This window comes from Cupriavidus sp. H39 (genome assembly GCF_050271075.1).
GTDB lineage: Bacteria > Pseudomonadota > Gammaproteobacteria > Burkholderiales > Burkholderiaceae > Cupriavidus > Cupriavidus necator_B.
Window position 1 is genome coordinate 1199117 of sequence record NZ_CP189848.1, and the last position, 13194, is coordinate 1212310.

Annotated in this window: 15 protein-coding genes and 2 tRNA genes; 9 read left to right on the top strand and 8 right to left on the bottom strand. The window is 66.2% G+C overall.

The annotated features are described in order from the left end of the window. The first annotated feature begins 19 nt into the window (after positions 1–19). Positions 20–538, top strand: a complete 519-nt coding sequence (locus ACOCMH_RS20985) for a glycine zipper 2TM domain-containing protein (RefSeq protein ID WP_171516337.1) — start codon at positions 20–22, stop codon at positions 536–538. A 74-nt stretch (positions 539–612) separates the two neighbouring features. Here the strand turns inward: ACOCMH_RS20985 and hemW are convergent, their stop codons facing one another. From hemW to ACOCMH_RS21010, 5 genes are all read right to left on the bottom strand, one after another. Further along, positions 613–1845, bottom strand: coding sequence for a radical SAM family heme chaperone HemW (hemW, locus tag ACOCMH_RS20990; RefSeq protein ID WP_427312843.1), 1233 nt, complete (start codon positions 1843–1845; stop codon positions 613–615). Beyond that, positions 1842–2459, bottom strand: coding sequence for an RdgB/HAM1 family non-canonical purine NTP pyrophosphatase (gene rdgB / locus ACOCMH_RS20995; protein WP_427312844.1), 618 nt, complete (start codon positions 2457–2459; stop codon positions 1842–1844). The genes hemW and rdgB overlap by 4 nt, the downstream gene beginning before the upstream one ends. Before the next feature lie 15 nt (positions 2460–2474). After that, positions 2475–3194, bottom strand: a complete 720-nt coding sequence (gene rph / locus ACOCMH_RS21000; protein ID WP_427312845.1) for a ribonuclease PH — start codon at positions 3192–3194, stop codon at positions 2475–2477. A gap of 97 nt (positions 3195–3291) precedes the next feature. After that, positions 3292–4206, bottom strand: a complete 915-nt coding sequence (locus ACOCMH_RS21005; RefSeq protein WP_427312846.1) for a PP2C family protein-serine/threonine phosphatase — start codon at positions 4204–4206, stop codon at positions 3292–3294. A gap of 74 nt (positions 4207–4280) precedes the next feature. Continuing rightward, on the bottom strand, positions 4281–5333 hold the full coding sequence (locus ACOCMH_RS21010; RefSeq protein WP_427312847.1) for a serine/threonine protein kinase: 1053 nt from the start codon (positions 5331–5333) through the stop codon (positions 4281–4283). Between the two features lie 215 nt (positions 5334–5548). On the opposite strand from ACOCMH_RS21010, the gene ACOCMH_RS21015 reads away from it, so the two are divergent. From ACOCMH_RS21015 to ACOCMH_RS21030, 4 genes are all read left to right on the top strand, one after another. Continuing rightward, on the top strand, positions 5549–6484 hold the full coding sequence (locus tag ACOCMH_RS21015) for a YicC/YloC family endoribonuclease (protein WP_427312848.1): 936 nt from the start codon (positions 5549–5551) through the stop codon (positions 6482–6484). Between the two features lie 18 nt (positions 6485–6502). Beyond that, positions 6503–7165, top strand: a complete 663-nt coding sequence (gmk, locus tag ACOCMH_RS21020) for a guanylate kinase (protein WP_427312849.1) — start codon at positions 6503–6505, stop codon at positions 7163–7165. Between the two features lie 105 nt (positions 7166–7270). Further along, positions 7271–7474, top strand: coding sequence for a DNA-directed RNA polymerase subunit omega (rpoZ, locus tag ACOCMH_RS21025; protein ID WP_006578656.1), 204 nt, complete (start codon positions 7271–7273; stop codon positions 7472–7474). A 205-nt stretch (positions 7475–7679) separates the two neighbouring features. Further along, positions 7680–10094, top strand: a complete 2415-nt coding sequence (locus ACOCMH_RS21030; RefSeq protein ID WP_427312850.1) for a RelA/SpoT family protein — start codon at positions 7680–7682, stop codon at positions 10092–10094. 18 nt (positions 10095–10112) lie between these two features. Here ACOCMH_RS21030 and greB read toward each other — a convergent pair whose 3' ends face one another. Then, positions 10113–10673 carry a transcription elongation factor GreB gene (greB, locus tag ACOCMH_RS21035; protein WP_427312851.1) on the bottom strand — a complete coding sequence of 187 codons (561 nt, stop codon included), beginning with the start codon at positions 10671–10673 and terminating at the stop codon, positions 10113–10115. Positions 10674–10829: 156 nt separating this feature from the next. Here greB and ACOCMH_RS21040 point away from each other — a divergent pair. The 3 genes from ACOCMH_RS21040 to ACOCMH_RS21050 all read left to right on the top strand — a co-directional run bounded on the left by ACOCMH_RS21040 (position 10830) and on the right by ACOCMH_RS21050 (position 11548). Beyond that, positions 10830–10906 (top strand) — tRNA-Arg (locus tag ACOCMH_RS21040). A gap of 147 nt (positions 10907–11053) precedes the next feature. Beyond that, complete coding sequence (locus ACOCMH_RS21045) at positions 11054–11314, top strand: hypothetical protein (RefSeq protein WP_018006978.1); 261 nt, start codon at positions 11054–11056, stop codon at positions 11312–11314. 158 nt (positions 11315–11472) lie between these two features. Continuing rightward, positions 11473–11548 (top strand) — tRNA-Met (locus ACOCMH_RS21050). Between the two features lie 144 nt (positions 11549–11692). Here the strand turns inward: ACOCMH_RS21050 and ACOCMH_RS21055 are convergent. Beyond that, positions 11693–11974: a hypothetical protein gene (locus ACOCMH_RS21055; protein ID WP_306854501.1), complete on the bottom strand. Its 282-nt coding sequence runs from the start codon at positions 11972–11974 to the stop codon at positions 11693–11695. A gap of 149 nt (positions 11975–12123) precedes the next feature. Here ACOCMH_RS21055 and ACOCMH_RS21060 point away from each other — a divergent pair, with 149 nt between their 5' ends. Continuing rightward, positions 12124–12807: a Fe2+-dependent dioxygenase gene (locus ACOCMH_RS21060; protein ID WP_427312852.1), complete on the top strand. Its 684-nt coding sequence runs from the start codon at positions 12124–12126 to the stop codon at positions 12805–12807. A gap of 58 nt (positions 12808–12865) precedes the next feature. Here the strand turns inward: ACOCMH_RS21060 and ACOCMH_RS21065 are convergent, their stop codons facing one another. Beyond that, positions 12866–13174 carry a hypothetical protein gene (locus ACOCMH_RS21065; RefSeq protein WP_427312853.1) on the bottom strand — a complete coding sequence of 103 codons (309 nt, stop codon included), beginning with the start codon at positions 13172–13174 and terminating at the stop codon, positions 12866–12868. Positions 13175–13194: the final 20 nt, after the last annotated feature.

The following is a 13194-nucleotide window of genomic DNA, read 5'->3' on the forward strand; positions in this document are numbered from 1 at the left end:
CAACAGAGGAGAACTCAAAATGCGAATCCCTAGCAAGACTTGGCTGATCGTTCCGGTGGCCGCGGCCGCTGCGCTGGCCGGTTGTGCAGCGCCGTACAACAGTGGCTATGACACCGGCTACAACGCGCCGCCTCCGGGGTATCAGACGCCTAATCCGGGATACCAGACCCCGAACACTTCGCAGGCCCCGGCCGGTGCGGTGTACTACGGCCGCGTCGAATCGATCGAACCGGTCACCACCACGCAGGGCAGCTCGGGCCTGCTGGGCACCGTGATCGGCGGCGCCGCGGGTGGCCTGCTGGGCCACCAGGTTGGCGGCGGGCGCGGCCAGACCGCGGCGACCATCGGCGGTGCCGTGGTCGGCGCCGTGGCCGGCAACCAGATCGAGAAGCGCGCGGGCAGCAACACGCAGACGGTCTATCGCGTCAACGTGCGCCTCGATGATGGCCGCCTGGCCACGGTCACGCAGTCGAACCTGGGCAGCCTGCAGGTGGGCATGCGCGCCCGCGTGGCCAACGACATGGCGACGCCTTACTGACCTGCCTGACGTTTGCCAGAAAATCAAAGGCCACGCTGTCGCGTGGCCTTTTTTTGTAGCCCGCCTCGCGGCGCTCAGTCCTTCAGGAACATCTCCTGCAGGTCATTGAGGAAGCGCCGCCCCAGTTCAGTGGGGCGGATGGTGGCCAGGTCCGCTTCCAGCAGCCCCTTCTTTTCCGCCTCGGCCAGTTGCTTGCTGATCGTATGCAGCGGCAGTCCGGTGTAGTCATGAAAGCTCGACGCCGGCACGCCGTCGGTCAGGCGCAGCGCATTGAGCATGAACTCGAACGGCAGTTCATCGGCGCCAACATCGCGCGCTTCCTGCACCGCGTTGCCGGCCATCGCCTGTTCCATATACGTGGCCGGATGCTTGTACCGCATCTGGCGCAGCACCCGATGCGGGAACGACAGCTTGCCATGCGCGCCGGCACCGATGCCGAGGTAGTCGCCGAAGCGCCAGTAGTTCAGGTTGTGGCGCGCCTCGCGATGCGGCTTCGCATACGCCGATGTTTCGTAATGCCGATAGCCCGCCGCGGCCGTGCGCGCTTCGATCCAGTCCTGCATCTCGTAGGCGCTGTCGTCATCCGGCAGCGCCGGCGGAAACCTGGCGAACAGCGTGTTCGGCTCCAGCGTCAGGTGGTACAGCGACAGGTGCGTGGTGCCGTAGGCCAGTGCGGCCTCCACGTCGGCCTGGCATTCCTGCAGCGTCTGGCCGGGCAGCGCATACATCAGGTCCAGGTTGATGTTGTCGAAGCTGGCCTGGGCGATGTCGATGGCGCGGCGCGCTTCGGTGCCGCCGTGGATGCGCCCGAGCGCCTGCAGGTGCCGGTCATTGAAGCTCTGGATGCCGATCGACAGCCGGTTGATGCCGCTGGCGCGGTAGCTCGCGAATTTGTCGGCTTCAAAGGTGCCGGGATTGGCCTCCATCGTGATCTCGGCATCGGCGTCCAGCGGCAGCAGCGCGCGGATATCGGACAGCAGCCGGTCCATGCCCGCCGCCGACAGCAGGCTGGGCGTGCCGCCGCCGATGAAGACGGTATGGACGGGTCGGCCCCACACCAGCGGCAGCGATTGCTCCAGGTCCGCGCGCAGCGCGTCCAGGTAGATCTCTTCCGGAATCTCGTGATTGTCGGCGCCGGGTGCCGCGTGCGAGTTGAAATCGCAATAGGGGCACTTGCGCACGCACCACGGGATATGCACGTACAGCGACAGCGGCGGCGAACCGGGCAGGCTGATCTGCCCGGGCTTGAGCCACAGCTGCTTGCTGTCCACGGGTACGGACGCGGAGGCCGGTACGATCGGAATCATCGGACGGCAGACTCCGCGGCCTCGGCCTGCAGCCGGGCCGCCAGTGCGCGCAGCGCCTGGGCGCGGTGGCTGACGCGGTTCTTCTCTTCGGGCGACAGCTCGGCGGCGGTCTTGCCCAGCCCCGGCAGCAGGAAGTGCGGATCGTAGCCAAAGCCGCCCGCGCCGCGGGGCGCGTCGACGACCTCGCCGTGCCACACGCCTTCGGCGATGATCGGGCACGGGTCTTCGGCATGGCGCACGAACACCAGCACGCAGTAGTAGTACGCGTGGCGGTTGAGCTTGCCGGCCAGTTGCGAGACCAGGTAGGCGTTGTTGGCGGTATCCGACTTGGCCTGTCCCGCCATCTGCGCATAGCGCGCGGAATAGACCCCGGGTGCACCGCCGAGCGCCTGCACGCAGATGCCGGAGTCGTCGGCCAGCGCGGGCAGGCCGGCCAGCCGGCTGGCGTGGCGCGCCTTGGCCAGCGCGTTCTCGACAAAGGTGGCAAAGGGCTCGTCGGCCTCGGGGATGCCGAGCTCGCCCTGGGTCACCACGTCAAAGCCGAGCGGGGCCAGCAGCGCGCCGAATTCGCGCAGCTTGCCGGGATTGTTGGAAGCCAGGACCAGGCGTTGCATCGCGGGCTCCGCGGCTCAGGCCAGGCCCAGCGCTTCGCGCTGGTGCCGCACCAGCCGGGCAATGCCGGCTTCGGCCAGGCGCGTCATGGCGTCGAGGTCGGCGCGGCTGAAAGGCACGCCTTCGGCGGTGCCCTGCACTTCGACAAAGCCGCCGCTGCCGGTCATGACCACGTTCATGTCGGTGTCGCAGGTGCTGTCTTCGGCGTAGTCCAGGTCGAGCACCGGCACGCCTTCGACCATGCCGACCGAGACCGCGGCGACGTGGTCGCGGATCGGGCTGGCGGCGATCAGGCCGTCGCGCAGCATGGTCGAGACCGCATCATGCGCGGCGACAAAGGCGCCGGTGATGGCCGCGGTGCGGGTGCCGCCGTCGGCCTGCAGCACGTCGCAGTCGAGGTGGAGCGTGTATTCGCCCAGCGCCGCGAGGTCGAACACCGAGCGCATGGCGCGGCCGATCAGGCGCTGGATTTCCTGGGTGCGGCCAGTCTGCTTGCCGCGCGCGGCCTCGCGGTCGGAACGCGTGTGCGTGGCGCGCGGCAGCATGCCGTATTCGGCCGTGACCCAGCCTTCGCCGCTGCCTTTCTTGTGCGGCGGGACTTTCGCCAGCACGCTGGCGGTACAGAGCACCTTGGTATCGCCAAAGGCGCACAGGACAGAGCCTTCGGCGTGGCGGGTGTAGTGGCGGGTAAGGCTGATGGAACGCAGCGCATCGGCTGCGCGGCCGCTGGGTCGCATGGGATGGATGGTCCGGATAGGTAGAAACGGGAGAGACCGCGATTCTACCGCCGCCAGCCCGTGCGCGCTGCATGGCTGCCCCGGCGAGGGCCGCGCATCACCGCATCAGGTTGCTGGTCTTGTCGATGGCGGCGCGGATCTCGGCGATCGAGCGCTCGATCTCTTCCTCGGACAGCAGGTCGCTGTCGGAGCCGTTGCGCTCCAGGATCGAGGTGGTGAAGGCGTTGAGCGGCAGGGTGTCGGTCATTACCGCGTCCTGGCTGGCGGTGTTGTTGTCGAGCTCCCACATCATGGCGATGCCGGTGGTGTTGTCGGCACCTTCGCCGGCGTGCTGCAGCGCCTGGTCGATCAGCGCCGGCACCGCCTGCACCACCGACAGGCGCGACAGCTTGTCCACCAGCATCGGCTCTTCCAGCGGGCCCCACAGGCCATCGGAGCAGAGCAGGGCGACGTCGCCCGGTTCCAGCCGCACCGGCCCGCCCAGGTCGATCAGCGGCAGGTTGGGGGAGCCGAGGCAGTTGTAGAGCTTGTTGCGCTCCGGGTGGTTGGCCACGTCCATCGGCAGCACGCGCTCCTGCTGCAGCAGGTTCTCGATCTTGGAGTGGTCGCGCGTGCGCGTCAGCAGCCGGCCCTTGCGCAGCAGGTAATAGCGCGAATCGCCGGCATGGGCCCAGTGGATCTGGCCGTGCTGTACCAGGCAGCAGACCACCGTGGTGCGCGGCACGTCGGGCATCTGGTTGGCTTCGGCATAGCGGTGGATCTCGCGGTGCGCCAGCATGATGGTGTCGTGCAGGAACTCGGCCGGGTTGCGCACCGCCGGCCGCGCCTGCAGCTGGAACTGGCGCGCCAGCGTCTGCAGCGCCTGCTGCGCGGCGACTTCCCCGTGGGCATGGCCGCCGAGGCCGTCGGCCAGCACCATCAGCAGCGCATCGCGCGTGAAGCAATAGCCCATGCGGTCCTGGTTGATGCGGCGGCCGCCTTTCCTGCTTTCCTGGTAGACAGAGAATCGCATGTTGGCTGGTTGGCTATCTTGTGGTTCGATGGCCCGGCTGCGGACACGGAGGGGCGTCAGGCCGGGTTTGTGATTCAGTCGACGCTCGCGCCGGGTGTCGGCTCGTCACGCCGGCGCAGCAGCGTCCGGAAGCGCGATGTCGCGGGCGTTTTTTCGGGCGGGGCGGCCGCCGGAGCCGGTGCCTGCGTGGGCGGCGCCAGCGCCTGTTCGCCCAGCGCGTTGGTCTGCTCGCGCAATTCCTTCTGCAGCCGGAATACGCTCTGCGGGCGGCCGGAGGGCGCCAGCCGCAGGCACCACTCGACCAGGTCGACCAGGCCGTTGGTATAGCTGCTGCGCAGCCGCATCAGCGCTTCGCCCATGCGGTCGTCCTTCTCGCGCTGGTTGGCTTCTTGCGGCGGCAGCCCGGCCATGCAGGCGTAAAGCGTCGCACCCAGGCTGTAGATGTCGGTCCACGGGCCCAGGTCGGAATGCTTGCCGTACAGTTCCGGCGCGGCAAAGCCGGGCGTATACATCGGCTGGAAGCGCGCCGCTTCCATGGTCAGGGTCTGCCGCGCGGCGCCGAAATCCAGCAGGATCGGCGATTCGTCCTCGCGCAGGTAGATGTTGCCGGGCTTGATGTCCAGGTGCAGCAGCTTGTGGATATGCACTTCGCGCAGGCCGCTCATCAGGTCGTGGAAGACCTTGCGGATGAAATGCTCGCGCAGCACCTTGGCGCGGCCTTGCTGCCGGGCCGCCAGCACGTGCTCCTGCAGCGTCTTGCCCAGCTCGTAGTTCATCACCATGTAGACCGTGGCGTTCTCGCGGAAGAAGTTCACCACGCGCACCACGCTGGGATGGGAAATACGGGCCAGCGAGCGGCCTTCTTCGAAGAAGTACTTCAGGCCGAGCCGGAACGCGGCGGCGTTTTCCTCGGGCACCACGGGGATCAGTTCGCCCGGGTTGCGCCGCGCCAGCGACGACGGCAGGTACTCCTTGATGGCGACCGGCGCACCGGTTTCGTCGGTGGCCAGGTAGACGAAACTGAACCCCCCGCTGGCCAACTTCTTTACAATACGATAGTTGGACAGCAGCGTGCCGACGGGCAGCGGTGCACTCTTCGGTTGTGGCGTGCCCTTTGGCTCTGTCATGGGAATAGGACCGGAGTTGCCCCCGCGGATTTGCCTCCGGATTGTCCGGGCTAATCGGTCACTTGTAAAGAACACAAATACGGGCGTTTTTGCCCGCCTTTCAACGTTTTGAGGGCGCCCCCCCAAAGGCTCCGCCGCGCGGCGGCGAGGCGGGCGTCCGCCGGCAGGCCGCTGCCCGCGTGCGGGTGTCGCGGCGCCAATCACGAGAACAACCAATGATCCACAGCATGACAGGCTATGGCCTGGCGACGCGCCAGGCGCCATTGACCAACGCGCAGGGCGAGCCCAGCGGGCGCACCGCGTCCGTTTCGGTGGAATTCCGCACTGTCAATTCGCGTTTCCTCGACCTGTTGTTCCGGGCCCCGGAGGAGTGCCGCGCGTTCGAGCCGGCGCTGCGCGAGATGCTGATGGCCGAGCTGTCGCGTGGCAAGCTGGAATGCCGCATCAACCTGCAGCGCACCGATGCGGGCGGCGCCACGCTGGCGCTGAACGACGGGCTGCTGGCGCAGATCCGCGCGCTCGAAACCACCGTGGCCGCCACCTTCAGCGGCGCTGGCACCCTGCGCATGGGCGAGATCCTGCGCTGGCCCGGCGTGCTGGTCGAGCCGGAGCTGTCGCAGGAGGCCCTGCGCGAGGCCGTGCTCGGCGCCGCGCGCGAGGCGCTGGATCATCTGCTGGAAGCGCGCCGCCGCGAGGGCGACGCGCTCAAGGCAACGCTGGTGGAGCGCATCGACGCCATGCTGGCGATCGTCGAGCGCCTGACCCCGACCATCCCACAACTGATCGCGCATCACCAGGAAAAGCTGACCGAGCGCCTGCAGGAAGCCTTCAACCTGGCCGCGCCCAACGGCATGCCGTCGATGAGCCGCGACGAGATCGCCGAGCGCATCCGCCAGGAAGCCACGGTCTACGGCATCCGCATCGATATCGCCGAAGAATTGTCGCGGCTGCAGGCGCACCTGAACGAAACGCGCCATATCCTGAAGAAGGGCGGCCAGGTCGGCAAGCGCCTGGACTTCATGATGCAGGAGCTCAACCGCGAGGCCAACACGCTGGGCTCCAAGGCCGCCGCCAAGGAACTGGCCGATGCCTCGATGGAGCTCAAGCTGCTGATCGAGCAGATGCGCGAGCAGGTCCAGAATCTAGAGTAAGACTGTCACTGAATCATCATGAGCCAAACTTCTCCGTCGGCCCCCCACACGGCCATCGACACCGTCTATCCCGGCAACCTCTTCATGGTGGTGGCGCCCTCGGGCGCCGGCAAGTCGACCCTGGTCAACGCGCTGCTGGCGCAGGACCCGGCGATCCGCCTGTCGATCTCGCATACCACGCGCGCGCCGCGTCCGGGCGAGGAGGACGGCCGCGAGTATCACTTCGTCACCGTCGACGGCTTCCGCGCCGCGCGCGACCGCGGCGACTTCCTGGAGTGGGCCGAGGTGCACGGCAACTACTACGCGACCTCGCGCGTGTGGATCGAGCAGCAGATGGCGCAGGGCAACGACGTGCTGCTGGAGATCGACTGGCAAGGCGCGCAGCAGGTGCACCAGCGCTTTTCCAATGCGGTGGAGATCTTCATCCTGCCGCCGTCGCTGACCGCGCTGGAAGAGCGCCTGAAAAAACGCGGCCAGGACGAGCCCAACGTGATCGTGCGCCGGCTGCTGGCCGCGGGCAGCGAGATGGCCCACGCCTCGGAGTCGGATTACGTGATCATCAACGAGGTGTTCGACGATGCGCTGGAGCAGCTGCGCAACGTCATCAGCGCCACGCGCCTGCGCTTTTCTTCGCAAAAGGCGCGGCATGCGGAGCTGTTTATCGAGCTCGGCATCCACTGAAACGATGCCTGCCGATGGCACTCGCGCGGGGCGCCGCCGGCGTTTCCCGCCGCGTGCTGTAAAATGGCAACCCAACGTAAGGTTTTGTCCCAAGGTGGATTTGATATGGCGCGTATTACCGTCGAAGATTGTCTGAAACACATTCCGAATCGTTTCGAGCTCGCGCTGGCGGCCACGTACCGTGCGCGCCAGCTGGTGCAGGGCCACACGCCCAAGGTCGAAGCGAAGGACAAGCCGACCGTGGTCGCACTGCGCGAGATCGCGTCGGGCCAGGTCGGCATCGAGATGCTGAAAAAGGTCCCGACCTGATTGACCAGGCGGCCCATGGCTCATCCTTGTATCGTGCCAGCACTGTTCCAGGCTCTCCAGCCGGATTTCTCGGGCCGCCGCCATGCCATCGCCGCACTCGCCCTCCAAGCCTCCGTCCCAGCCGTCGCCGACTGCCGTCGTGCCGGCGCCTGGCGATGCGGCCCCGCCCGCGGCGCGTAAGCGCACCATTCCGGGCCAGTCTTCCGTGAACGCGCGCACCGGCGCTCCCAATCTTCCCGATCCGCTCGGCGACGATGTCGTCGGCGAGCGCGCGGTCGCGCCGGCGCTGGCGCCGGGGAAAGTCCGCGGCGCAGCTTTGCACGATGAACTGACGGCGGTGCAGCAAGTGGCGCCGCCGGCAGCCGACAGCCTGTTTATCGATGCTGTGCTGGCGCAGTCATACCGGCACTTCTTCGGCCCGACCTCGCAGCCGGCGGTGCCGCCGCGCCAGCAGGTCATCTCCATTACCCGGCTGATGGAGAAGCTCGCGTACCTGAAGGCGCCCGACCTGGCGCGCGTACGCGAGGCCTTCCAGTTTTCCGACGAGGCTCACCTGGGCCAGTACCGCCAGAGCGGCGAGCCCTACATCACCCATCCGGTGGCGGTGGCCGAGCTGTGCGCTGACTGGAAGCTGGACGTGCAGTCCATCATGGCCGCGCTGCTGCACGACGTGATGGAAGACAAGGGCATCACCAAGAGCGAGCTGGCCGAGAAATTCGGCCCCAAGGTCGCCGAACTGGTCGATGGCCTGACCAAGCTGGACAAGCTCGAATTCCAGAGCCGCGAGCAGGCGCAGGCGGAAAGCTTCCGCAAGATGCTGCTGGCGATGGCGCGCGACGTGCGCGTGATCCTGGTGAAGCTGGCCGACCGTACGCACAACATGCGCACGCTCGACTTCGTGCCGCCGGAGAAGCGCCGCCGCATCGCGCTGGAGACCATGGAGATCTACGCGCCGATCGCGCACCGTCTCGGTCTCAACACGATCTACCGCGAGCTGCAGGAACTGTCGTTCAAGGTGGGCTCGCCGTTCCGCTACGCCACGCTGGAAAAAGCCGTCAAGGCCGCGCGCGGCAACCGGCGCGAGGTGGTCAAGCGCATCCTGGAAGCCGCGCAGAAGGGGCTGGCCGATGCTGGCATCGTGGCTGAGCTTTCCGGCCGCGAGAAGACCCTGTACAGCATCTACCGCAAGATGCACGACAAGCAGCTGTCGTTCTCGCAGGTGCTGGACGTGTACGGTTTCCGCGTGGTGGTGGAAACGCAGATGCACTGCTATATGGCGATGGGCGCGCTGCACGGCCTGTACAAGCCGATGCCCGGCAAGTTCAAGGACTACATCGCGATCCCCAAGATCAACGGCTACCAGTCGCTGCACACCACGCTGGTCGGGCCGTTCGGCACGCCGGTCGAATTCCAGATCCGCACGCGCGACATGCACCAGATCGCCGAGGCCGGTGTGGCCGCGCACTGGATGTACAAGCACCAGGCCGACCACGCCAACGATATCCAGCAGCAGGCGCACCAGTGGCTGCAGTCGCTGCTCGATATCCAGAGCCAGACCGGCGATTCGCAGGAATTCCTCGAGCACGTCAAGATCGACCTGTTCCCGGACGCGGTCTATGTGTTCACGCCCAAGGGCCATATCCGCGCGCTGCCCCGCGGCGCCACCGCGCTGGACTTTGCCTACGCGGTGCACAGCGACCTGGGCAACCAGTGCGTCGCGGTCAAGATCAACAACGAGATGCTGCCGCTGCGCACCGAGCTCAAGAGCGGCGATATCGTCGAGGTGGTGACGGCCCCTTATTCCAAGCCGAACCCGGCCTGGCTGTCGTTCGTTCGCACCGGCAAGGCGCGCGCGGCGATCCGCCACTACCTGAAGACCACCAAGCTCGACGAAGCCATCCAGCTCGGCGAGCGCCTGCTGGAACAATCGGCGCGCCAGCTTGGCATCGAACTGAAAGCGGTACCGCAGTCGGTGTGGGACCGCATGATCCAGTGGACCGGCAACAAGCAGCGCGAAGACATCTTCGCCGACCTGGCGCTGGGCCGGCGCGTGCCCGCGGTGGTGGCCAAGCGCATGGAGATCCTGCTGCAGGAGCTGTCCGGCGATGTCGACAGCGCGCTGCTGGCGGCGGTGCAGACCTTTGCCGGCGAGGAAGCGCCCGCGGTGCCGATCACCGGCGACGAGGGCATGTCGATGATTTTCTCGGCGTGCTGCCGCCCGATTCCCGGCGATTCCATCGTCGGCTACCTCGGCAAGGGCGAGGGGCTGCAGATCCACGTGCAGGACTGCAAGATCGCCAAGCGCCTGCACAGCAAGGATCCGGAGCACTGGATCGACGTGATGTGGGCCAAGAAGACCACGCGCGCCTTCGATGTGTCGATCAAGGTCATGGTGCGCAACGTCAAGGGCATCGTCGCGCGCGTGGCGGCGGACCTGACCGCGGCCGATGCCAATGTCGCCCACGTGGCCATGGAGCAGCAGGACGCCGGCCACCAGGAAGCCACCTACATGCAGTTCATCATCCAGGTGCAGAACCGCCTGCACCTGGCCAACGTGATGCGCGGGCTGCGCCGCAACCCCGACGTCATCCGGATCTTCCGCGACCGCAACGACACCTAGGCCTCGCCCGGCCCATCGCTATTTTCTAGGCGGGTAGCGGACTTCCAGGATATCGATCTGCTCGACACCGGCCGGCGTGCGCAACGCCACGGTATCGCCTTCGCGCGCCTTGAGCAGCGCCTTGGCGATCGGCGAGATCCAGCTGACGTGGTTGTGGTCGAGGTCGACCTCATCCATGCCGACGATAGTGATGGTGGTCTCTTCGCCCGAGGCATGGGCGTAGGTGACGGTGGCGCCAAAGAAGATCTGGTCGTTGTCGCCCTGCAGGGACGGGTCGACCACTTCGGCCTTGTCCAGGCGTCGCGTCAGGAAGCGGATGCGGCGGTCGATCTCGCGCAGCCGCTTCTTGCCATACAGATAGTCGCCGTTCTCGGAGCGGTCGCCATTGGACGCCGCCCATGAGACGATTTGCACCACGTCGGGCCGCTCCACATCGATCAGGTGCATCAGCTCATCGCGCAAGCGCGCATAGCCTTCAGCGGTGATGTAGTTCTTGGTGCCGGGAGGCAGCGGGGCTGCGCCTTCGGGAAGGTCGTCGTCCTCGTCGGTCGAGGACTCTTTCACAAATGCCTTGTTCATGTCGGGATCACTTCTTCAGTCTGCCATTATAGGAAAAGCTCACTGCCAGGCTGCCCTGCGGCACGGCCGCGCAAGACCCGTCCCAATAAAGATGGCAAAAAAGTTGGCAAGGGGCTTCACAAAAACAAAAACTGGGTTATAATCTTTTTCTCGCGTGCGGCTGTAGCTCAGTTGGATAGAGTACTTGGCTACGAACCAAGGGGTCGTGGGTTCGAATCCTGCCAGCCGCGCCACCTATGCAGTAAGAAAGGGCTTCCGGAAACGGAAGCCCTTTTTCATTTCTGTTTTCAGTTCGCATTCGCCTCGCCGTGTTGCACCTTGCGGTCGCGCGTGGCGCCTCCTAGTCTCGAAGAGATAACACGGATCCGGGAGTCGGGCGCATGGACAACGCAGACTGGCGCGTCGAGGCATATCGCGGCATGGACGTCTACGTCCTGGTGTCGCCGCAGGGACAGGGTAGCATTGGCCGCTGGGGCTATGAGGTCCGCGTGTCGCAGGAAGGTGCGGATCCCGCGGATGCGGGCGACACCGAGCTGCTCGCCAGCGGTCCGCAGCAGTTTGCCACGCGCCACGCCGCCGAAGTGGCTGCCTTCGGTGCCGGTTATGCGCTGGTCGATCGCCTGCTGGGGCCTGCCGAGTAAGTGCGCCAGTTCATCGCGCCAATCCAGCCCGACGCGCCCGGCGGTTTATATCACGTCATGATGTATTGGTTTGCGGCCGGCACTGAACGATTTCACGCAACGGCCTAAATAGTGCTTGCCATGGGCCATTGAATAGCCCATAATCCATCTCCTTCAGACGCGGGGTGGAGCAGTTGGCAGCTCGTCGGGCTCATAACCCGAAGGTCGCAGGTTCAAGTCCTGCCCCCGCAACCAACGCCTCGCGCCAGCCCTTCGGCATCGACGCAATCCTTCAGGGCGTTGTTCTCAAGGCCAACCGGCCAAGTCCCCTCAGTATTTCGACTTCAGTGCTTCGCTGCCAATGCGGCCGGTTTGCGCCTGGGCCCGCGGCGCTGAACGTCAGGCCGGCAAGCGTTGCGCCGCAAGCCTGAAGGTATCGCGCACCAGCGGCTGGTCTTCGCGTTCGGCCGCCTCGGCGCGATCGCGCAACCGCGCGGCCAGCACCGTCAGCGTTCCCTGTGCCTGCGGCCCGCCGGCGGCCTGGCACTTGGTCACGGCTTCGCGCATCACCGCATCGAGTTCGCCGCTGACGTCGGCGCCATCGAAGGCGCTGACCGAGAGGGCGGAGACGCGTTCCAGGTAGAGATTGACCAGCGCTTCGTCGTGTAGCGGTTCGGACATGTCTTCTCCTTGTCGATGGCGGGATACTCAACCATTGTAGTGAAGCCGCCGCCTGCACGGGATCAAACAATAATGATTCTTGTTCATGACCTGCGCCGGCTTTTCATACAATGGGGCGCCTGCCAATTTATCCCGAGCTAGTTGCCATCATGATGCTGCAGATACCCGACGTACTGACCAAGGCCCAGGTCGCGCAAGCGCGCGAACTCATCGACGCGGCGTCTTGGGCCGACGGCAACGAAACCTCGGGCTACCAGTCGGCGCTGGCCAAGCGCAACCTGCAACTGCCCGAGGGCTCGCCCGCGGCACGGCAGGTGGGCGACCTGATCCAGGACGCATTGGGCAACCATGCCCTGTTCTTTTCGGCGGCGCTGCCGCTGAAGGTCTATCCGCCGCTGTTCAATCGCTACGAGGGCGGGCATACCTTTGCCGACCATGTCGACAACGCGATCCGCTATCTGCGCGGCACCAGCTTCCGCATCCGCAGCGACCTGTCGGCAACGCTGTTCCTGACCGAACCGGAGGACTACGACGGCGGCGAACTGGTGGTCGAGGACACCTATGGGCAGCAGCGCGTGAAACTGCCGGCCGGACACATGGTGCTGTACCCGGCCACCAGCATCCACCACGTGACACCGGTCACGCGCGGGGCGCGGGTGTCGTCGTTCTTCTGGATCCAGAGCATGGTCCGTGACGACGGCCAGCGCGCCATGCTGTTCGAGCTGGATGGCCGCATCCGCCAGGTGGGGCAGGCACTCGGCCAGGCGCACGAATCGGTGATCGGCCTGACCGGCATCTATCACAACCTGCTGCGGCGCTGGGCCGACGCCTGAGCGCTGCCGGCATCCACGGGGGGCGCGCGGCATTGCGTCAGCCACGATGCAGGCGCGACTATTCGTTGCGTCGCCGCTGGCTTTGCAGCATCTCGATGGGAGACGGCTGGATGCGCCGCCGCGCCGGGCGCAGTGCCCGGTTCGGCCACAGCACATAGTTGGTGTGCGGATCCAGCGGCTTGCCGAAGTACGAGACCCAGACCTGCACGCCTTGCTCGGTTTCGGCAACGATGGCCGCGACGGCGCGCGCCGCGGCGGAAGGGGACTTGAGCAGCTCCGCCAGGGCTTCGACGCCCTGCACGACATGGTGCTTCACCCCTGCAAACCATGCGTACTGACGCATGGCGGACAACAAACGCTTGGTCATGAACGCGACTCTGGTGTGTG

Excerpts from the sequence above, each read along its gene's own strand:
- gmk (WP_427312849.1), top strand. The coding sequence starts at position 6,503 with ATGAGCCAAACTTCTCCGTCGGCCCCCCACACGGCCATCGACACCGTC.
- ACOCMH_RS20985 (WP_171516337.1), top strand. The coding sequence starts at position 20 with ATGCGAATCCCTAGCAAGACTTGGCTGATCGTTCCGGTGGCCGCGGCC.
- ACOCMH_RS21045 (WP_018006978.1), top strand. The coding sequence starts at position 11,054 with ATGGACAACGCAGACTGGCGCGTCGAGGCATATCGCGGCATGGACGTC.
- rdgB (WP_427312844.1), bottom strand. The coding sequence starts at position 2,459 with ATGCAACGCCTGGTCCTGGCTTCCAACAATCCCGGCAAGCTGCGCGAA.
- ACOCMH_RS21060 (WP_427312852.1), top strand. The coding sequence starts at position 12,124 with ATGATGCTGCAGATACCCGACGTACTGACCAAGGCCCAGGTCGCGCAA.
- ACOCMH_RS21005 (WP_427312846.1), bottom strand. The coding sequence starts at position 4,206 with ATGCGATTCTCTGTCTACCAGGAAAGCAGGAAAGGCGGCCGCCGCATC.
- ACOCMH_RS21055 (WP_306854501.1), bottom strand. The coding sequence starts at position 11,974 with ATGTCCGAACCGCTACACGACGAAGCGCTGGTCAATCTCTACCTGGAA.
- ACOCMH_RS21065 (WP_427312853.1), bottom strand. The coding sequence starts at position 13,174 with ATGACCAAGCGTTTGTTGTCCGCCATGCGTCAGTACGCATGGTTTGCA.
- ACOCMH_RS21015 (WP_427312848.1), top strand. The coding sequence starts at position 5,549 with ATGATCCACAGCATGACAGGCTATGGCCTGGCGACGCGCCAGGCGCCA.
- hemW (WP_427312843.1), bottom strand. The coding sequence starts at position 1,845 with ATGATTCCGATCGTACCGGCCTCCGCGTCCGTACCCGTGGACAGCAAG.
- greB (WP_427312851.1), bottom strand. The coding sequence starts at position 10,673 with ATGAACAAGGCATTTGTGAAAGAGTCCTCGACCGACGAGGACGACGAC.
- rpoZ (WP_006578656.1), top strand. The coding sequence starts at position 7,271 with ATGGCGCGTATTACCGTCGAAGATTGTCTGAAACACATTCCGAATCGT.
- rph (WP_427312845.1), bottom strand. The coding sequence starts at position 3,194 with ATGCGACCCAGCGGCCGCGCAGCCGATGCGCTGCGTTCCATCAGCCTT.
- ACOCMH_RS21010 (WP_427312847.1), bottom strand. The coding sequence starts at position 5,333 with ATGACAGAGCCAAAGGGCACGCCACAACCGAAGAGTGCACCGCTGCCC.